This is a genomic window from Kribbella sp. NPDC050241 (genome assembly GCF_044459685.1).
GTDB lineage: Bacteria > Actinomycetota > Actinomycetes > Propionibacteriales > Kribbellaceae > Kribbella.
Genome location: NZ_JBITJE010000002.1, coordinates 1304666 through 1323970, shown reverse-complemented (window position 1 = coordinate 1323970; position 19305 = coordinate 1304666). Strand labels below are relative to the sequence as shown.

General features: G+C 69.0%; 18 protein-coding genes. 5 read left to right on the top strand and 13 right to left on the bottom strand.

Annotation, left to right across the window (positions count from 1 at the left end; all coding sequences use genetic code 11):
* Positions 1-70 precede the first annotated feature (70 nt).
* The 3 genes from ACIBG5_RS14310 to tatA form a co-directional block, all read right to left on the bottom strand.
* Complete coding sequence (locus tag ACIBG5_RS14310) at positions 71-1156, bottom strand: hemolysin family protein (protein WP_396391975.1); 1086 nt, start codon at positions 1154-1156, stop codon at positions 71-73.
* The gene (locus tag ACIBG5_RS14305; RefSeq protein WP_396391974.1) at positions 1153-2490 is read right to left on the bottom strand and encodes a hemolysin family protein; all 1338 of its coding nucleotides are present in this window, start codon (positions 2488-2490) and stop codon (positions 1153-1155) included. Before ACIBG5_RS14305 ends, ACIBG5_RS14310 begins: the two co-directional genes overlap by 4 nt.
* A 96-nt stretch (positions 2491-2586) precedes the next feature.
* A complete protein-coding gene (tatA, locus tag ACIBG5_RS14300) occupies positions 2587-2829 on the bottom strand; it encodes a twin-arginine translocase TatA/TatE family subunit (RefSeq protein ID WP_396391973.1) in 243 nt (80 codons plus the stop codon).
* A gap of 66 nt (positions 2830-2895) precedes the next feature.
* On the opposite strand from tatA, the gene ACIBG5_RS14295 reads away from it, so the two are divergent.
* On the top strand, positions 2896-3570 hold the full coding sequence (locus ACIBG5_RS14295) for a TIGR03089 family protein (RefSeq protein WP_396391972.1): 675 nt from the start codon (positions 2896-2898) through the stop codon (positions 3568-3570).
* Positions 3571-3742: 172 nt separating this feature from the next.
* Entirely contained in the window at positions 3743-4531 is a 789-nt protein-coding gene (locus ACIBG5_RS14290) for an SDR family NAD(P)-dependent oxidoreductase (RefSeq protein WP_396391971.1), read from the top strand.
* Here the strand turns inward: ACIBG5_RS14290 and ACIBG5_RS14285 are convergent.
* The 4 genes from ACIBG5_RS14285 to galE all read right to left on the bottom strand — a co-directional run bounded on the left by ACIBG5_RS14285 (position 4506) and on the right by galE (position 9643).
* The gene (locus ACIBG5_RS14285) at positions 4506-7727 is read right to left on the bottom strand and encodes an AAA family ATPase (RefSeq protein ID WP_396391970.1); all 3222 of its coding nucleotides are present in this window, start codon (positions 7725-7727) and stop codon (positions 4506-4508) included. The genes ACIBG5_RS14290 and ACIBG5_RS14285 overlap by 26 nt on opposite strands.
* 46 nt (positions 7728-7773) lie before the next feature.
* Complete coding sequence (locus tag ACIBG5_RS14280) at positions 7774-8193, bottom strand: cyclic nucleotide-binding domain-containing protein (RefSeq protein ID WP_396391968.1); 420 nt, start codon at positions 8191-8193, stop codon at positions 7774-7776.
* A gap of 138 nt (positions 8194-8331) precedes the next feature.
* Positions 8332-8661 (bottom strand): hypothetical protein, encoded by a 330-nt coding sequence (locus tag ACIBG5_RS14275; protein ID WP_396391967.1) that lies wholly within the window; start codon positions 8659-8661, stop codon positions 8332-8334.
* A gap of 25 nt (positions 8662-8686) precedes the next feature.
* Entirely contained in the window at positions 8687-9643 is a 957-nt protein-coding gene (gene galE / locus ACIBG5_RS14270; protein WP_396391966.1) for a UDP-glucose 4-epimerase GalE, read from the bottom strand.
* 66 nt (positions 9644-9709) lie between these two features.
* On the opposite strand from galE, the gene ACIBG5_RS14265 reads away from it, so the two are divergent.
* The gene (locus tag ACIBG5_RS14265) at positions 9710-10459 is read left to right on the top strand and encodes a sugar phosphate nucleotidyltransferase (protein WP_396391965.1); all 750 of its coding nucleotides are present in this window, start codon (positions 9710-9712) and stop codon (positions 10457-10459) included.
* Here ACIBG5_RS14265 and ACIBG5_RS14260 read toward each other — a convergent pair.
* From ACIBG5_RS14260 to ACIBG5_RS14250, 3 genes are all read right to left on the bottom strand, one after another.
* Complete coding sequence (locus tag ACIBG5_RS14260; RefSeq protein ID WP_396391964.1) at positions 10449-11075, bottom strand: class I SAM-dependent methyltransferase; 627 nt, start codon at positions 11073-11075, stop codon at positions 10449-10451. The genes ACIBG5_RS14265 and ACIBG5_RS14260 overlap by 11 nt on opposite strands.
* Positions 11072-13168, bottom strand: a complete 2097-nt coding sequence (locus ACIBG5_RS14255; protein ID WP_396391962.1) for a spermidine synthase — start codon at positions 13166-13168, stop codon at positions 11072-11074. Before ACIBG5_RS14255 ends, ACIBG5_RS14260 begins: the two co-directional genes overlap by 4 nt.
* Positions 13169-13230: 62 nt before the next feature.
* Entirely contained in the window at positions 13231-14094 is an 864-nt protein-coding gene (locus ACIBG5_RS14250) for a serine protease (RefSeq protein WP_396391961.1), read from the bottom strand.
* A 282-nt stretch (positions 14095-14376) separates the two neighbouring features.
* Here ACIBG5_RS14250 and ACIBG5_RS14245 point away from each other — a divergent pair, with 282 nt between their 5' ends.
* Together ACIBG5_RS14245 and ACIBG5_RS14240 are read left to right on the top strand one after the other, a co-directional pair.
* The gene (locus ACIBG5_RS14245) at positions 14377-15861 is read left to right on the top strand and encodes an LCP family protein (RefSeq protein WP_396391960.1); all 1485 of its coding nucleotides are present in this window, start codon (positions 14377-14379) and stop codon (positions 15859-15861) included.
* A gap of 6 nt (positions 15862-15867) precedes the next feature.
* Positions 15868-16872, top strand: coding sequence for a glycosyltransferase family 2 protein (locus ACIBG5_RS14240; protein WP_396391959.1), 1005 nt, complete (start codon positions 15868-15870; stop codon positions 16870-16872).
* An 8-nt stretch (positions 16873-16880) separates the two neighbouring features.
* Here ACIBG5_RS14240 and ACIBG5_RS14235 read toward each other — a convergent pair whose 3' ends face one another.
* From ACIBG5_RS14235 to ACIBG5_RS14225, 3 genes are read right to left on the bottom strand one after another with little or no spacing between them, the layout of a single operon-like run.
* Positions 16881-17642 carry an ABC transporter ATP-binding protein gene (locus ACIBG5_RS14235; protein WP_396391958.1) on the bottom strand — a complete coding sequence of 254 codons (762 nt, stop codon included), beginning with the start codon at positions 17640-17642 and terminating at the stop codon, positions 16881-16883.
* Entirely contained in the window at positions 17635-18525 is an 891-nt protein-coding gene (locus ACIBG5_RS14230; protein WP_396391957.1) for an ABC transporter permease, read from the bottom strand. The genes ACIBG5_RS14235 and ACIBG5_RS14230 overlap by 8 nt, the downstream gene beginning before the upstream one ends.
* A 54-nt stretch (positions 18526-18579) precedes the next feature.
* A complete protein-coding gene (locus ACIBG5_RS14225; protein WP_396391955.1) occupies positions 18580-19281 on the bottom strand; it encodes a tyrosine-protein phosphatase in 702 nt (233 codons plus the stop codon).
* Positions 19282-19305: the final 24 nt, after the last annotated feature.

Below are 19305 nucleotides of genomic sequence, written 5' to 3'. Positions count from 1 at the left end.
CGGACGGTTCCTGCCTCAACGGTAGCCGCCCCGGCGAACCCGGCCCGGAACGGCGGTCTCCCGCCACCACTCAGTTGCCATCCGCAACATCTTTGGCCCTCGACTCCGCGGCGGCACTGATGATCGGGTCGGTCTCGTCGTCGAACTCCCCGATCACCTCCTCCAGCAGATCCTCCAGCGCCACCACGCCGAGCGGATGGTCGGTTCCCTGGACGACGGCCAACTGGGATCGCTGATCGCGCATCACCCGGATCGCCGTGGCGACCGGGGTCTCGGCGGGCAGCCGCAGCGGCTCCGTCATCAGCTCGGACGCCTGCAGCGTCGTACCGCCGGCCGTGGTCGCGCGGGCCGCGTCGCGAACGTGGACGATGCCGCAGATCGCCGTACCCGGGCTGACAACCGCCAGGCGGGAGCGGCCCTCGCGGCGGCTGGTGAGCTCGACCTCGCGCGCCGACGCCTCGGCCGGGACGGTGACGAGCTGGGAGATCGGGGTCATCACCTGGACGACCGTGGTGTTCTGGAGCGCGAGCATCGCGGTGAGCAGGTCGTGCTCGGGATCTTCGAGCGTGCCGTGTTCGCGGGAGGACTCGATCAGCAGCCGGAGTTCGTCAGGGCCGTGGGCGCTGGCGAGCTCGTTCTGCGGAGTCACTCCGACCAAGCGGACACAGGCATTGGCGATCCAGTTGAGCACCAGGAGGAGCGGCCGGAAGACGTACGTGAAGCCGCGGAACGGAAGCGCCAGCAACAAAGCAGATCGCTCGGGGTTGCTGATCGCCCAGGACTTCGGGGCCATCTCGCCGAGCAGGACGTGCAACAGGCCGATACCGCCGACCGCGATGATCAGCGCGAGCACATGACCGACACCTTCGGGGATGTGCATCAGTTCGAACAGCGGATGCAGCAGATTCGCGACCGCGGGTTCACTCAGCGAGCCGAGACCCAAGGTGCACAGCGTGATGCCGAGCTGCGCACCCGCGAGCATCAGCGACAACTCGCTCACACCGGCGATCGCGGCCCGCGCCGAACGGCTGCCGGCCGCCGCAGCCTGCTCCAGCCGATGCCGCTTCGACGCGACCAGAGCGAACTCGGCGGAGACGAAGAAGCCGTTCAGGACCAGCAGCACGGCCGAGATGAGCAGAGCGAGCGGCGTACTCATGGCAACCGCTCCATCACGACGAGACCGGGCACATGCCGTACGACGGTCTGGACCGACAGCCGGACGAACTCCTGCGGGACCGGCCGCCCGTCATGGTCGAACCGCCGGCGCAGCTCCACCGCCACCTCGTCACCGATGACCGGGACCCGGCCGAGCCGGGCCATCACCAGACCGGACACGGTCTCGTAGTCGTCGTCCTCGGGAAGCGCGACACCGGTGGCCTCTTCGACCTCGTCCAGCCGCCACCGCGCGGGCACCACCCACGACCCGTCGCCGCCCTGGACCAGCCCGGTCTCCGGCAGATCGTCCTCGTCCCGGATCTCGCCGACCAGTTCCTCGGCGATGTCCTCCAGCGACACGATCCCGGCGAAACCGCCGTACTCGTCCACCACGATCGCCAGCTGCCGGTGCGCCGTCCGCAGCCGCTCCAGTACGCCGGGCAGCGGAAGCGTGGACGGTACGACGACCGGCGGCGTCGCCAGCGAACCCGTGGTGACCCACGACCGGTCCGCCGGCTCGACCTCGACGACGTCTCCGATCGCGATCACCCCGACCACCTCGTCGACCGAGTCGGCGATCACCGGGAACCGGGTGTGGCCGGTCTCCTGCAGGTCGACGATCCGGGTCAGCGGCTCGTCCTGGTGCACGGTGAACACGTCGACCCGGGGCCGCATCGCCTCGCCGGCGGTCCGGTGGCGGAAGTCGAGACCGCGGTCGAGCAGCCGCATGGTGTCCTGGTCCAGCAGGCCCTGCTCGTAGGACTCGACGATGATCCGGTCGAGCTCCTGCGCGGTCGCACCCTGCGGCAGCTCCTCGACCGGCTCGATGCCGACCCGGCGCAGGATCCGGTTCGAGGTCGCGTCGAACACGTGGATGAGCGGTCCGGCGATGGTCAGGTACATCAAGGTGGACCGGGCCAGCCGGAGCGCGATCGCCTCGGACTTCGCGATCGCGAGGTTCTTCGGCGCCAGCTCGCCGAGCACCATCTGGATGATCGTTGCCACCAGCAACGCCAGGATCACCGAGATGGACAGGCTCACCGACTCCGGTACGCCGGCCGAACCGAGCACGTGCGACAGGCCCGCACCCAGGTAGGGCTCGGCGACGTACCCGGCCAGCAGTGCGGTGATGGTGATCCCGACCTGGGCGCCGGACAACACGAACGAGAGCCGGCTCGTCACCTTCAGTGCGCGCGCGGCGGCCGCGTCACCACCCTCGGCCAGCGACCGCAGCCGGCTGCGGTCCACGGCGACGTACGCGAACTCCTGCGAGACGAAGTAGCCAGTGGCAATGGTCAGCACCAGGATCAGAGCCAGGCCGACCAGGATCAACATGTACAGAGGCTACGAGAACCTGATCTCACCGCGTAGCGTCGCACCTTTTACTTAGCCAGGGCTCACCTAAGGTGACACCCGACCGCCTGGCAGTGATCAGGAAGTGGACCGGGGCTCCTCGCGGACGGTCTCCGGGCCGGTCTTGCCGGGCTCGGCCGGCGGCGGCTCGACCGCCGGCGGATCATCGTCCTCGCCGTTCTGGACCTTCTTGAACTCGTTCATCGCGCGGGCGGCGTTCTTCGTCAGCTCGGGCAGCTTCTTCGCGCCGAACAGCAGGACCACGATGACCAGGATGACGATCCACTCGCCGCCTTCCGGCAGCGCCAGGTATGGCACCATGACAAGCCTTCTTTCCGGGAATCCCCCTCCACGCTACGTCGCGGCGCGAACCGTAGGGTGGGCCATATGTCACGAGTTCTGCCCGAGCTGTTCGCGGCCGCGGTACGCCGGGACGGCGGCGCTCCGTTCCTCACCTACTACGACGACACGACCGGCGAGCGGATCGAGCTGAGCGCCGTCACCACCGCGAACTGGGTGGCCAAGACCGCCAACCTGCTCGTCGACGAGTACGACCTGGAGTCCGGCGAGACGGTCGCGATCGGCCTGCCGCCGCACTGGCTCGGCGTCGTCTGGGCCCTGTCCACCTGGTCGGTCGGCGCCTCGCTGACCACCGGCACCGGCACCCTCGCGATCACCGGCCCGGACGTCGCGATCCGCGGCGAGCGGGAGACCGTCGCGTCCGCACTGCTGCCGCTGGGCGGCCGGTTCCGCGAACCGCTGCCGGACGGGATCCACGACTACGGCGCCGAGGTCTACAACCACCCGGACATGTTCGTCCCGTTCGACCCGCCGTCGCCCGCGTCACCGGCGTACGACGAACTCACCCACGATGACCTGATCAGTACGGCGGAACCCGTCGCCGACCGGATCCTGGTCACCCGGGACCTGGCGTCCCGGGACGGAGTAGGACTACTGGTCGGAGTGATCTCCGGAGGTGGTTCGATCGTCCTCTGTCGCAACCTGGACCCGGCGAAACTGGACCGCCGCGTACAGGACGAGAAGGTCGATCGGATGTGCTGAGTTGGAGCATCGTGCAGGAGCTCCGGTGTCCAGGTAGGTGCATCGCAAGGCGGAGAAGGTGCCTCGATGCGGGTTTCATCGTGGCTGCTTCTCCAACGCAGCGAGGTGCCTGCATGGGCGCCGGAGATGCTGTGCGAGGCTCCAACTCAGCACATCTACTAGTGGAGGGCTGATGCAGCGGTTCGAGGGTCGGGTTGCGCTGGTCACGGCGGGCGCGCAGGGGATCGGGGCCGCGGTGGCCCGGCGGATCGCCGATGAGGGCGGGGCCGTGGTGGTGACCGATCTCCAGGAGGAGAAGGTCGGCCAGGTCGCGGCGGAGATCGGCGAGCGGGCGCTGGGGCTGCGGGCGGACGTGACGAGTCGCGAGGACGTGGACGCGGCGGTCGCCGCCACGGTCGAGCGGTTCGGGCGGCTGGACGTCGTCGTGAACAACGCCGGCGGCTGCATCGTGACCTCGGTCCCGGAGGACGCGACCGCGGAGGAGTTCCACCAGCAGCTCGACCTCACGCTGGTCGGCGCGTCCCGGTGCATCCAGGCGGCATTGCCACACCTCGTGAAGACCCGCGGCAACGTCGTGACGATCAGCTCGGTCAACGGCCTGGCGGCGTTCGGCAACATCGAGTACGCCGCGGCCAAGGCGGGTCAGATCGCGATGACGGTGAACTACGCGGCCCGGTACGGCCGGATGGGCGTCCGCTTCAATGTGGTTGCCCCAGGCACCGTTCGGACCCCGAACTGGGACAGGCAGCCGGAAACGCTGACAGAGTTCGCCAAGATGTACCCGCTCGGCCGGGTCGGCGAACCCGAGGACATCGCCGCCGCCGTGGCGTTCCTCGCCTCCGACGACGCCTCCTGGATCACCGGGCACACGCTGCCGGTGGAAGGCGGCGTACTCACCGGCCCGGGCGCCTTCGACCTCACGCCTTCAGGTCCCTTCAAGAAGGAGTACCCATCGCAGTGAACAGCTCCTCGGCCTGCGCCAGGGCAGCTGGATCGCCGGTGGTGCGGTGCACGCCGCGCAACGCATGGGCCTGCTCGAGCTGGTTGCCGAAGGCACCCCAGTCCGCGGCCGCGCGGGCGAATCCGTTCGCAGCGGCCGCCTGATCGCCGCGCTGTTCGTCCAGCAACGCCTGCGCTGTGGTCGCGGAGTACTCCCGCATCGGCAGCAGCGGCACGAGCAGGTCCGCCAGCGCGGCACCAGCCTCGACCTCCCCCACGACCAGTGCTGAGCGGACCAGACCTGGAGCACGCGCGGCGAACTCATGGCTGCCCGGCAGATCCGACAGTGAGCGCAACCGCTGAAGGATCTCGCGGACGCCGTCCCGGTCGCCGTCGCGGGCCTGGGCCGCCGCCGTCGGCGCCGCGGCGACCGCGACGAAGTCGGGCCAGCCTGCCTCGACGGCCAGCCGGTACGCGTCCTCGGCATGCTCCCGTGCTGTGCCGATGCCGAGCTCGAGCTCCGCGGCCGCCAGCGCGGCCAGCACCTCGATCCGCCGCAGCGTGATGAACGCCGGACCCGGATCATCGAGCTGGGCCCGGCACAACGTCGCGACCTCCGCCGGGCGACCGGTCTCGATCATCAACTGCAGAACAGTGCAACTGAGCTGCTGCTCCAACTCGAGCAACCGGCGACGAGCCGAGAACTCACGCGCTTCGGCCAGGGTCGCCAACGCGACCACGGGCCCCTCGATCTGCCACACCACGAAGCCGTAGTTCAACCACGTCACGGCCGCGTCCCGGCCCTGCCCGAGCTCGAGCAGCGCGGCCAGCGCGTCCTTGATGTCGACCAGTCCGCCGGTGTCTCCCTCGCCGACCCTGGCCAGCCCGCGGGATTCCAGCGCCCGGTGCGGTACGGCGTACCCCTGCTCGGCGGCCATCCGCAGCGAGCGGTCGGCGGAGGCGATCGCCTCGGTCCGGCGGCTCGCCACCAGCAGGATGCTCGCCTGGCCTGCCAGGGCCCCGGCCAGATCCTCGCTCGGACCGAGCTCCGTCAGCATCGCGACCACCCGCTCGATCGTCGCCAGGCTCTCGGCCATGTTGCTCATCGCGTACGTCGACGCGCGCAACGTTCTCGCCATCCCGGGGATGTCGCCGGCGGCCTCGAAACCGGCGACCGCCTCGCGATACGCGGTCCGCGCATCGTCGAGCCGCCCGGTCAGGAAGGCCGCCCAACCCCACCGGGCCAGCACCTCCGGCCGATCCGGATCGTCCTGCGGCGTCAGGCTCAGCGCGCGATCCAGCAGAGTCAGCGCCTGGCCGGCATCGAGGTTCATCGCGAGCTCGGCGGCCTTGCATTGGTTGCGACGGGCCCGTGGGGTGATCGCGGCGACCGCTTCCGTGTCGCCGGCGGCGGCAGCCAGGTCGAGGGCAGTGGTGAGGTGGTGGGCGATGAGGCTGGGAGTCTCGGCCTGGCACGCGGCACAGCGCAGATCCAGCCAGTCGGCAGCGGCCAGGTGCCGGTCGGCCCGGATCGCCCGCGGCACCTGGCTGTAGGCCACGTCCCGGGTCAGAGCATGCCAGAAGACGTACTCGTGCTGACCCAGCATCGACGACCGCCGGACCGGGCGCACGAGCTCCTTGCGGACCAGCTCCTGCAGGGCCTGGACGACGTACGCCGGGTCCCGGCCGGACAGTGCGGCGACGGCCTCGGCCCAGAAGACCCGGCCGACCACGGCGGCGTCGGCGAGCAGGGCCTTGCGCTCGGGGTCGAGCGTGTCCAGGCGCGCGGCGATGATGGCCGCGATCCCCGCGGGCAGCTCACCGGACGTGGCCTGGTCGACGCCGCACTCGGTCACGATCCGCGCGAGTTCCTCGGCGTACAAGGGGTTGCCGTCGGCCCGTCGTACCAGCCGCCCGCGCGTTTCGGTCGGGACGTCCTGGCCGGCGAACATCCGGTCCATCAGCTGCCCGGTCTCGGCTTCGCTCAACGGCGACAGTCCGATCGTGAGCGAGTTCTGCACGGCGCGAGTCCATCGTGGGCCACGCTCGAGCAACTCGGGGCGGGCGGTGACGACGACCAGCAGCGGGAGGTCGGTCACCCACTCGGCCAGGTGGTCGACGAAGGCCAGCAGCGCGTCCGAAGCCCAGTGCAGGTCCTCGAACACGAGCACCGCGGGCGACTGCTCGGCGAACGACTCCAGCAGTTGCCGCCAGGCCGCGAACGATTCCTCCTGGGTCCCGGCCCCCGCCGGTACGCCGGACACGGCACCGACCAGCGGGCCGACGCGCGCCCGCAGCCAGGCGCGATCGCCGTCGTCGGGCAGGATCGCGTCCAGCTTGGCCACGGCCTCGGCCGGACCGTCGGTGTCGAGGATCCCGGCCTGGACCTTGACGATCTCCGCGATCGGCCAGAACGGCGTCTCGCCGTACGGCACGGACCGGCCCTCGCGCCAGGTGACGAGCTCGTCGTGGCGGTCCAGCCAGGCGCCGAGTTCGGCGACCAGGCGGGACTTGCCGATGCCCGGTTCGCCGAGCAGCGTGACGAACTGCGGCAGCCGCTCGGCGACCGCTTTGTCGAACGCGGTCCGCAGCAAGGTGAGATCCCGTTCCCGGCCGACCATCGGCGTACTGAGGTCGCGGATGACGTCTGCGCCGAAGCGGGCTCGGGCCGGGCCGGCCCGCCAGCGGTCGACGTCGCGGCTGATCCCCTTGGCCGCAACGGGTTCCAGCCGTTCGTAGCCGAACACCCGGTCGGTCGCCGCATGCGTGCCGGGGCCGACCACGACGGCGCCGATCGGTGCCGACGACTGCAGCCGGGCCGCCAGGTTGACCACCATGCCGGTGACGAACGGCTCGCCGAGCTCCGGCCGCGCGCTCAACTGGACCAGCGCCTCGCCGGTCTCGATGCCGATCCGGACCTCCAGCGGCCCGGCCGGCAACGCCGCGACCGCGTCGAGGACCGCGAGCCCGGCCCGGACTGCGCGCTCGGCGTCGTCCTCCCGCGAGCGCGGTGCCCCGAAAACGGCCAGGATGGCATCGCCGGCGAACTTCTCGACCGTTCCGCCGTACTGCTCGACGGTGTCTCGCAAGGTCGAGTGGTACGGCGCCAGCCAGCGGCGAACGTCCTCCGGATCGGCGGATTCCGACGCGGTGGTGAAGCCGACCAGGTCGCAGAACAGCACCGTGACGACCTTGCGCTCCTCGACCGGTGCGATCACGTCCACGTCCTCCGCGCCCTCCCGCCGTTCGTGCGGGCCGCTCGGCTCAGTTCTGGGCCTCGAGCGAACGGATCCGGGCGGTCAGCGCCTTGAGCAGGGCCTCCGCGACGTCGGAGTTGTCCTTGACCACCGGGGCGAAGGCGAGCGACGACAGTGCGAACGTGGTCAGCCCGTCCGGCCCGGCCACCACCGTCGCGGATCGCGGCAGACCGTCGACCAGGGAGATCTCGCCGAAGTAGTCGCCCGGTCCGAGCGGCGCTCGGTCGGTCCCGTGCACCGTGACCTCGGCCGATCCCTCCAGCACCACCTGCAGGCCGGCGTCGTCCGCGCCCTGCTCGACCGCGTGCTGACCGGCTGGGATCGTCAGCGTCGTACCGCGCGCCATCAGATCGGACAGCGTGTCCTGGGACAGTCCTTGGAAGAGATCGATCTTCGCCAGGAACTGCGGCAGGCTTTCGTGACTCATGGGTTCGGGCCCCTCCCTCGGCACCCGCGGGGCGGGTGGCACTGTGAACTGCGCCACAGGCTACCGCCGGACAGGATCGCCGACCATGTTTTTCGGTCCGGTCCAGGGTCCAGCGCAGGGTCCGGCCCAGGACCAAGCTCAGAACGAGAACCAGAACGTCACCCGCAGCGGAAGTCCCGGCGCCGCCAGGCCGAACCACGATCCCCGCGTGAGCAGACACGTCCCGCGGTGCCCGCGGGTCGCCTGCCGCACCAGCGCCCCGACCACGAACCCGGCCAGCACTCCGAGCAAGCTCGCCCCGAACACAGTCCATCCGCCGACGACCGACCCGACGCCCAGCGCCAGCCAGACCAGTCCTCCGATGAAGGACGCCGGACTCCACAACGCGTCCCGGGTCCGCCATGGCTGCCGGACACCCCGCCCACACGAACACGCCTCGGCGGCATCGGTGGCGGGGTCTCGGGCCATGGGTGCAGTGTGCCGACCCGGCGGGTCAGGGCTTGTTGGGCCAGGCCTCCCAGGCAGTGGCGAACATCTGGTCGACGGTGTGGGTGTTCTGCCAGCCGAGATCCCGGGCGGCCAGGTCGCCGTTGGCCACCACGCGGGACGGGTCGCCGGGGCGGCGCGGGCCTTCGTCGGGGGTGAAGTCGATGCCGGTGACGCGGCGGGCGGCGTCCATGATCTCGCGCACCGAGGTGCCGGTGCCGCTGCCCAAGTTGTAGACGGACTCTAGAGTCTTGCTCGCATCCAGCGCCCTGGCGGCGGCGACGTGCGCGCGGGCCAGATCGGCCACATGCACGTAGTCCTTGACCGACGTACCGTCCGGCGTCGGGTGGTCCGTGCCATAGATCTGCGGGATCTTCCCCTGCGACAGCAGGTCACACACGATCGGGAACAGGTTGTACGGACTCGCGTCGTACACCGCCGGGTCCCCGGATCCGACCACGTTGAAGTAGCGCAGCGACGTGTGGTTCAGCTCCACCGCGCGCGCCTGGTCCCGGAGCAACCACTCGCCGACCAGCTTCGATTCGCCGTACGGACTCTGCGGGTCCGGCGGGGTCTGCTCGGTCACCACCTCGTCCTTCGGGGTGCCGTAGACCCCGGCGCTGGACGAGAACACGATGTTGCGGATGTCCTGGTCGGCCATCGCTTCGAGCAGCGACACCATCCCGGTCACGTTCTGCGTGTAGGTGTGCAGCGGCCGGTCCACCGACACCCCGGCGTACTTGAACCCGGCCAGGTGGACGACCCCGCTGACCCCCTCCAGCGCCCGGCGGACCGCCGTACCGTCGAGCAGGTTCGCGTGCACGAACGGCACGCCGTCCGGGACGAACTCGGCCTGCCCACTGGACAGGTCGTCGATCACCACCACGTCGATCCCGTCCGCGCGGAACGCACGTACCACATGCGCCCCGATGTACCCAGCACCACCAGTCACGAGCCACGTCATGTCCCTGATCCTGCCACCACGCGGCGACGGATCCCCACCGCACGGGCCGAACCCGTACCATGAGCCATGATCGGACTGATCCTCGCCGCCGGTGCGGGTCGCCGCCTCCTGCCGCTGACAGACAAGTTGCCCAAGGCACTCGTCCCGATCGCGCCCGGCGTCACCGTGCTGGACCTGACGCTGGCCAACTACGCGGCGGTCGGCATCACCGAGATCGCGATCGTGGTCGGGTACGCCGCCGGCACCGTCGAGGCGCGGGTGAAGGACTTCGAAACGCGGTACGGCGTCCGCCTCGAACTCGTCCACAACGACAAGGGCGAGATCTGGAACAACGCGTACTCACTGTGGTGCGCCCGCGATCACCTGCAGTACGGCGTCCTGCTGGCGAACGGCGACACCGTCCACCCGGCCTCGGTCCAGCAGGCCCTCCTCGACGCCCGCGGAGACGACCGCCGGATCATCCTTGCGCTGGACACCGAGAAGCCCTTGGCCGACGAGGAAATGAAGGTCATCTGCTCGGACGCCGCGGGCATCCAACGCATCACCAAGCAGCTGGACCCGGCCGCAGCCACCGGCGAATACATCGGCCTCACGCTGATCGAGCCCACGGCCGCCGCCGACCTCACCACCGCCCTCGAGCAGACCTGGCGCCGTGATCCCCACCTCTACTACGAGGACGCGTACCAACTCCTGATCGATCAGGGGTTCCACATCGACACAGTCTCCATCGGCCGCACCGACTGGGTCGAGATCGACAACCACGCCGACCTCGCCCGAGCCCGCGAGATCGTCCGGCGCAGGCCGACTACCCGGTGACGGTGGCCAGCCAGAAGTAGGTCAGGTCCGTCCACGTGACGTCGGCCGGTGCCACGTCGGCTGTGAACTGCTCCGTGGTCGGGAAGTTCTTCAGTACGTCGTACGTACGACCGTCCTCGAGCCGCCGAGTCTGGTAGGTATCGCCGTCGGCAGTCCTCCGGCTGATCGGGTAATTGCTGCCGGCGACGTACTGGTTGTCGACCAGCACCACTCGCTCCGCGCGCCGCACGAGCGACTGCGCGAACCGAGCCGCGTCCTGGCGCAGTACGTGCGACCAGAAGAACCCGGCGAACACCACGTCGTACTCGCCGGCGAGCTCGTCCAACCGGTACGCATCGGCAGCCTGGAAGCTGACAGCCTCGGAGGAGTACCACCGGGATCGCGCGATCGCCAGCGTCTCCTCGTTCAGGTCCGTCGCCACGATGGACTGCGCCGATCCGGCCAGCACCTGGGTCCAATAGCCGGTGCCGGCGGCGATCTCCAGGACTCGCTTCCCGGCGACCAGCGGCGGCAGCAGTTCCTTCAGGGTTGCCAGGTCCTGCTGCCGCTCGGGCTTGTCGTAGACCGCGTCGTACTCCGCCGCGCGATCCCGGTAGTAGTCCGCGAGTTCGCTCAACTTCGCACCACCGCAGGGACTTTCGGGCGGAGCAGGAAGGCACCGAGGTAGAGCAGGGCCGCGATGATCAGGAGGCCGTCGAAGCCGATGATCAGCGCCGCGTACTCCAGACAGCCGCCGAGCATGGCGCCGAGGAGGTTGGCACCGAACGACGCGGTGGCGTCCGCGGTGTCGGTGAAGCGCTTGGCGAAGATCACGTTCGCGGCGAAGATCGGCAGGAACGCGATCACCACGGCCACCAGTGCGCGCAAGCCCACCGGCATCGACAGCAGCCACTCGTCCGGGAACAACCACGCCAGCACCAGCCCACCGAACAGGACGACGTACATCACTTTCAAAGGTGGTGTCTTGAACCGTCTGGTGACTTCGACAGCAGCAAGGACGGCGACCAGTACTCCGGCGAACACGATCGCGTTGACCACCCACGTCGTACCGAACAGCAACGCGAAGCCCGTGATGCTCTTCGTCTCCAGCAGCATGAACCCGGCGCCGAGCAGGAACAGGTCGGTGTAGGGACGCATCCGCCGGTACGACGATCCGCCGCCGGCGATCCCGACTCCGATCAGACCCGCGACCATGACCAGCCCGAGCGTGATCAGGTACAGCGACGGGATGCGGTCGGTGAACAGGTAGAGGAACGGCCGGTTGTCGGTCGCCGGCGGTGGCGTGATCGCGCTCGCTCCGCCCCACTCGGCGCTGCAGGTCTGGTCGGCCTCGGTCAGCCCGACCGTCACGACCGCCTGCTGCAGGTCGTCGCCGACCTTGTCCACGCAGGGTTTGTGCCCGAACGCCGACTGCGCGGTCGACGCGAGCCGGTCGATCAGCCAGGTCTCGCGGTAGTAGTTGTACATGGCGAACGCGCCACCCGGATTCAGGTGGTCACGCGCGGACTCGAACGCCTGCTGGGTGAACAGGTAGCTCTCCAGCCGCAGCGAGCTCGCGCCGTTCACCAGCGTCAGCGAGTCCGGCAGGGCCAGCAGGATCAGGTCGTACTTCTTGTCGGTCCGGGACAGGAACGCGCGCCCGTCGTCGATGTGCGACGTGACCCGCGGGTCCTGGTACGGCCGGTCCGGATGCAGTGCCTTGCCGAGGTCGCGGATCCGCGGGTCGATCTCGACCGCGTCCACGTGCGTCGCGCCCTTCTTCAGCGCGATCGCGACGTCCGAACCGGACCCTGCGCCGATGATCAGCACGTTCTTCGGCGTCTTGCCGACATTCGCCCGCTCATACGGCAGCCCGTACTGCGGCTCCCACTGCAACCGTGCGTCGGCCGGGATCGCCTGCTGGTGCGGCACGCCGTTCACCGTGATCGTCAGCAGCGGCACGTTCTGCCAGGTGGACGCCTTCGTCTGCACCTTGTAGTACGGCGACCAGCTGTTCTCCGGCCGCGTGGACTCGTGGAACAGGACCCCGACCATCACCAGCAACGGCGCCAGCACCAGCGCCCCACTCAGCCCGGCCGCGACGAGGCTGCGGCTGGTGGGAGCGGCGGACCGCGGCCGCGGGATCATCAGCGCTGCGAACATCACCGTGACGATTGCGCCCCACCAGATCGGCGGTGCGCCGAGGAACGACAGCCCGGTGAAGGCCGCGATCCCGACCAGGCTTCCGATCAGGTCGTACCGGTACGCCGTCAGTCGCGGCAACTCGGCGAAGCAGCGGCCGACGAGCTCGGCCGGACCGGCGAGCACGACCGCGGCGGCGACGAAGATGATCGGCAGGATCACCCACACCGGCGGGCCGGTGGTGTTCAGGCTGGTGAAGTAGATGACGCTGGACGACGTACCACGGTCGACCGTGACCGGCTTCCAGGCGATCACCAGGACCAGCAGGCCGAGCATCACCGGCGAGTAGTACGGCAGCCGCTTGGCCCGGCCGGACCGGAGGATGCCGATCCCGATGCCGAGGAACGAGCCGAGCAGCACGAAGTTCGAGAAGTAGCTCAGATGCACCACGTTCGAGCCGGTCCAGCGGATCAGCGCGAGCTCGGTGAAGAGCATCAGCGCGCTGGACGCGACCAACCGGGTCCGGACCCCGAACGGGCTCGGCCATTTCGTCGTACTGACGTGCTCGGTGGAGGAGTCGACTGCCATGCGGGGCGACGTTACCTGATCACAAGTGGTCTACGTCACCCCGCATGCTCAGCCTGCGTCTGTCAGTGCCGGCGGGAGGGCTTCGGGAGCTCGCAGCCGGCCTTGTTCAGGTCGATGGCGCGGCTCGCGGTCAGACAGGTGTAGAGCCACCAGGTCTGCTGGCCGTACGCCGCGCCCTGGTCGACGGTGACGTTGCCGTCGGCGTCGACCTCGCACGGGTTGTTCACCGTGCACTGCTCGCCGTCCTCGTTGCCGGTGTTGTTGACCCCGATCACCTCACCGGTCGACGTGCTCACCACCGGCGATCCCGACGTACCGCCGATCGTCTCGCAGCCCGGCTGCTGGTACTTGATCGAGTTCTGCCAGGACCAGTCGCCTTCGCGCAACTGGGGGATGGTGGCCTGCACCGAGCAGGTGTAGATGCGCTTCCAGTAACCGGAGACGACCGCCATCCCCGCGCCGTTGGCTGGGCCCTGCTTGGCCAGCGTGAGCGGCGTGACGTTGAGCCGGCCCTGGATCGACGCGTAGGTCTCGTTCACCTCGTACACGATCATGTCGGTCTTGGTCATCGTGCCGAACAGGATCCGGCTGGCCCGGACCGTGCCGGCCCGGCTGGAGTCCGGCCGCAGCAGCGTGATCGAGCGGGTCGACGCACGGTTCACCAGCACCTGGCCCGGGTTCAGGAACCCGCCTTCGTAGCAGTGGCCGTTGGTGAGGACGAGCGCCTTGTCGGTGCCTACTGATTCGGCGTACCGGACGAGAGATGCGGAACAGTTGCTGAGCGCGGCGATCCCGGTGAAGTCGGCGCCAGGGGCCTGGACAGTGGTCTGCTGGGGAGCGGCCTCGAAGGCTTGGGCCGAACTGGTGCCGAGCAGTGCGATCGTGCCGGCCGCGGCGGCGGCCAGGAACGTACGGAACAGTTTCATGGGGGCGGTTTCCTGTCCTCACTGGATGGGTCTGGAGCTTTCGTAACCGATCCGCCCACCGACAACCATCACAACCGTGTGAAACCAGTCGACCACAGGGTGTCTGCACGGGTTTTCCTGCGCTGTGTGAAGGGACTGCTACTCTTCGTCTCCGAATCCGCCTCGGCTCGAACCATCACCGCGTCCGGCACGTCGTACCCAGTGGTGGTGGGGACGACAAGGTACGGTCGACTGGATTATTGGTCCGCCGTGCCGCGTGAGCTCAGAGAACGGAAGGACGTCATGCCGCAGGAGAAACCTGACCTGCGCAGTCTCAGCGAGCCGGTGCGGTTCAAGCGGGCGCTGACGCTGGTCTTGATGACCCTGGTGCTGCCGGGGTCGGCGCAGATCGTGGCAGGCAGCAAGCGGGCCGGGCGGTACGCCTGGCGGATCGTCGCCGGGCTGGTCGCGATCGTCGTCTTCCTGATCCTGCTCGGCCTGATCTGGCGTTCCGGCACGATCAACCTGCTGGCCCGTCCGGGCACCCTGCGGACCGTCCAGGTCCTGCTGATCGTGCTCGCGATCGGCTGGGCCGCACTGTTCGTCGACGCCTACCGGCTCGGCCAGCCGCTCACCCTCGAACGCAACCACCGGCTCGCGACCAGCATCCTGGACGGGGTGATGGTCCTCGTGGTGGCCGGCGCGCTGGTCTACGCGAGCACGATCGTCAACACCCAGCGTGACCTCGTCGCCAGCATCTTCGGCAACGGCCAGAAGTCGAAGGCCGAGCACGGCCGCTACAACGTGCTGCTGCTCGGCGGCGACTCCGGCGCGGACCGGATCGGCACCCGGCCGGACAGCATCACGCTGGCCAGCATCGACGCCGACACCGGCCGGACCGTCCTGATCGGCCTGCCGCGGAACCTGGCGAAGGTCCCGTTCCCGGCCGGTACGGCGATGGCCGAGCAGTTCCCGGACGGCTTCCAGTGGAAGAACTGCGGCGCCGAGTGCTTGATCAACGCCGTCTACACCTACGCCTCCAACCACAAGGACCTGTTCCCCGGCGACCCGAATCCCGGCGTGACCGCGACCCGGCAGGCGGTCCAGGCGGTCACCGGACTGAAGGTGAACTACTTCGTGCTGATCGACCTGGCCGGGTTCCGCAACCTGCTCGACGCGGTCGGCGGCATCACCCTCGACATCGGCAAGCGGGTCCCGATCGGCGGCGGCACCTCGCCCATCAAGGGCTACATCGAGGCGGGCAAGGACCGGCATCTGGACGGCTACCACGCGCTCTGGTTCGCCCGGTCGCGGGCCGAGTCGTCGGACTACGAGCGGATGGCCCGGCAGAAGTGCGTGATGTCGGCGATGCTGAACCAGCTGTCGCCGCAGACGGTTCTGACCAAGTTCCAGGGCATCGCCAAGGCCAGCAAGCAAGTGGTCCAGACCGATATCCCGGCCGGCGAACTAGGCACTTTCACCGACCTCGCGCTGGACGCGAAGAAGCTCCCGGTGTCAAGCTTCTCCGCGGTCCCGCCGCTGATCCACACCGGTGACCCGGACTTCGAGCTGATCCGGACCAAGGTCGCCGAAGCCATCGGGAAGTCGGAAGCGCTGGACAAGGCGGGCTCGGGAGGAGACGGTAAGAAGCCGAGCACTCCGAGTAGTTCCACCAGCAAGCCGACCACCGGCACGACCAAGAAACCGAGCAAGACGAGCAGTCCGTCGAACTCACCGACCAAACCCGCCACCGGCGTCGACGACGTCGCTTCGATCTGTAAGGCCTGACCTGATATGCCGCTGTCCCACTGGCCGCCCGTGTCCGTCGTGATGCCCGTACTGAACGAGGAACGTCACCTCGAAGAGGCGGTCGGCCGCGTCCTCGAGCAGGATTACCCCGGCGAGCTGGAAGTCGTGCTCGCCATCGGTCCGAGCAAGGACCGGACCCAGGAGATCGCGGACAAGCTGGCCGACCGCGACCCGCGGATCAGCATCGTGCCGAACCCGACCGGCAAGACGCCGGCCGGGCTGAACGTCGGCATCGCGAACGCCCGGCACGACATCCTGGTCCGGGTCGACGGCCACGGCGCCCTCACTGACGGCTACATCACCCGCGCGGTCGAGGTACTGGACGAGAGCGGCGCGGACAACGTCGGCGGTGTGATGGCCGCCGAGGGCCGGACGCCGACCGAGATGGCGGTCGCCTGTGCGTACCGGTCCCGGCTGGGGCTGGGTGCGTCGACGTTCCACCAGGGCGGCAAGGCCGGGCCGGCCGACACCGTCTACCTGGGCGTGTTCCGGCGGGCCGCGCTGGAGCGGGTCGGCGGGTTCGACGAGACCATGCACCGGGCCCAGGACTGGGAGCTGAACTACCGGATCCGCAAGACCGGTGGCCTGATCTGGTTCACCCCGGACCTGTCCGTCACCTACCGGCCGCGCTCGTCGCTGTCGGCGGTGGCCAAGCAGTTCTTCCACACCGGCCAGTGGCGGCGTGAGGTGATCCGCCGGCACCCCGAGACCGCGAACAAGCGGTACCTGGCTCCCCCGATGGCAGTGATCCTGCTGGCGCTCGGCACGATCCTCGGCATCATCGGCCTCGCCACCGGCAGCAGCTGGCTCGACCTGGGCTTCCTGGCCCCGCTCGGCTACGCGATCCTCCTGCTGGCCGGCTCGGCCGTCGAGGGCCGCTACCTGCCCTGGAAGGCCCTGCTCTGGATGCCGCTGGTCTGCGCGACCATGCACGTCTCCTGGGGCCTCGGCTTCCTCCTCGGCCTCCGCGAGAAGCCGAAGGCGATCTAGGACGTGTCCTAACCCCGGGCGAATTTGGTATAGGCGGCGACGACGTCTTCGGCGGTGCCGTCGAGGCGCAGTACGCCGCCGTCCAGCCAGATCGCGCGGTTACAGGTGTCGAGTACGACGTCGAGGCTGTGGCTGACCAGGAACACCGTGCCGGCCTGGTCGCGCAGGTCGCGGATCTTCCGTTCGGAGCGGACCCGGAACTCGGCGTCCCCGGTGGCCAGGGCCTCGTCGACGAGCAGGATGTCGTGGGTCTTCGCCGACGCGATCGCGAACTTCAGCCGGGCCGCCATGCCGGACGAGTACGTCGACATCGGCAGGTCGATGAAGTCCCCGATCCCGGAGAACTCGACGATCTCGTCGTACCGCTGCTGGATCTCGGCCGCCGACATGCCCATCGCGAGACAGCCGAGTACGACGTTGCGGTCGCCGGTCAGGTCGTTCATCATCGCCGCGTTGACGCCGAGCAGCGAGGGCCGCCCGCTGGTGTAGACGACACCGGCGGCGGGCGGCAGCAGCCCGGCGATCGCCCGCAGCAGCGTCGACTTGCCGGAGCCGTTGCGGCCGATGACGCCGATCGCATCGCCCTTGTAGGCAGTGAAGCTGACGTCCTTGACCGCATGCACCTCGCGGATCGTCGGCCGGTCCTGCCGCTTCAGGATCCGCCGGAACGCCGTCGCCGCCGTACCCTTGCCGCCCTGCCCGGCGATCACCTTGTAGATGATGTCCAGGTGGTCGGCGATCACTGTCGGTTCAGCCCCTGAATCAGCCACGGCCATACCGGTCCTCCGCACGCCAGAAGTACACCAGCCCGGCCGCCAGCATCACGAACGACCAGACGATCGCGATTTTCCACGCATTCGGCAACTGGTTTGCCTCGTGCTCCGCGAGCAGCGATCTCCGGAAGATGTCGATGTACGCCGAGATCGGGTTGAGCGCGAGCACCTTGACCACCCAGCTCGGCGCGTCCACCTGGTCCAGCTTGGCCGGCAGCGAGAAGAAGATCCCGGACGCGTACAGCCAGGTGCGGGTGACGAACGGTAGCAACTGACTGATGTCGGACACGAACGTTCCGACCCGCGCGCAGACCAGGGTGATCCCGATGTTGAACATGGTCTGCAGCAGCATGGCCGGCGCGACGAGCACCCAGCGCCAGGTGACTCCGTCCGTGAACCCGACGATCACGAACAGCAGGCCCAGCGAGACCAGCATCTGGTTCAGCTCGTTCACCACGTAGGCGAGCGGCAGGGTCGCGCGCGGGAAGTGCAGGGTGCGGATCAGCGACAGGTTCAGCGCCAGCGAGCGGGACCCCTCGGTCATGCAGCGCTGGGTGAACGTGAAGACGAAGATCCCGCTGAGCAGGAACGCGACGTAGTTGTCGATCCCGTTCTTGGTGCCGAGCAGGACACCGAAGGCGAGGTAGTACACCGCCGCGTTGAGCAGCGGTGTCAGCACCTGCCAGAGGGACCCGAGGCGGGCCCCGGCGTACATGGCGTAGGTGCGGGCTCTGGCGTAGCTGAGGACGAACTGGCGACGGCTCCACAACTCCCACAGGTAGGAGTTGAGCTGCGGGCGGATCGAGCTTTGGGAGAGTCCGTAGCGTTCGGCCAGCGCCGCCGGGTCGGTCGCCCCGGTCGGCTCTGCGGCGGTCGGCATGAGCGCCAATCTACTGCCTTCCATGACTCCTCCGTGACAGCGGTCGGCTCCGGGTCAGCCGATCAGTCGCCGGCGGAGGCGGTCGAGATCGTCGTCGGTGAGACCACCGTGCCGCAGGTATGGCTCGGGTCCGCCGTACTTTTCGTCGAGATGACGCAGGATCGCGACCATCGACTCGGCCCGGGTGTCGCGGAACTCGATGAGTTCCGGATGCTGCGAGGTGTCCGGTTCGGCCGCCAACTGCTCGGCCAGCAGTCCGGCCATCCGCTCCTGGGTGAGGAAGTAGTCGGCAACGATCTCGTCCTCGGGCACGCCGGCGATGCTCAGGGCCAGCGCGACCACCATGCCGGTCCGGTCCTTGCCGCCGTGGCAGTGCACGACGACCGCGCCGTCGGGCTCGTCCGCGATGGCCTTCACGGCGGCCGCGAACAGCTCCGGCCGCCGATCCAGCATCCACGTGCACGCCGCGACGATCGTCGGCTGCCCGTGATCCGGGTCGGCGGGATCCTGCAGCGACTGCGCGGCCAACAGCGGATCGCCGACGAACGGACTCGGCGCGGCGGCCGCCTCCGCCTCGCCCCGCAGATCCAGGATCCGGCTGACACCGGAACGCCGTACCGCCTCGACTCCCTCGGCGGTCAGATAGTGCAAGCTGTCCGACCGAATCAGCACCCCTTCGCGAACCCTCGCGCCGTTCGCCGTCGGCAACCCACCCACATCCCGCACATTCCGGCACCCCGGCCAGTCAAGATCCATACGCCCCATCCAAACAGAACACCT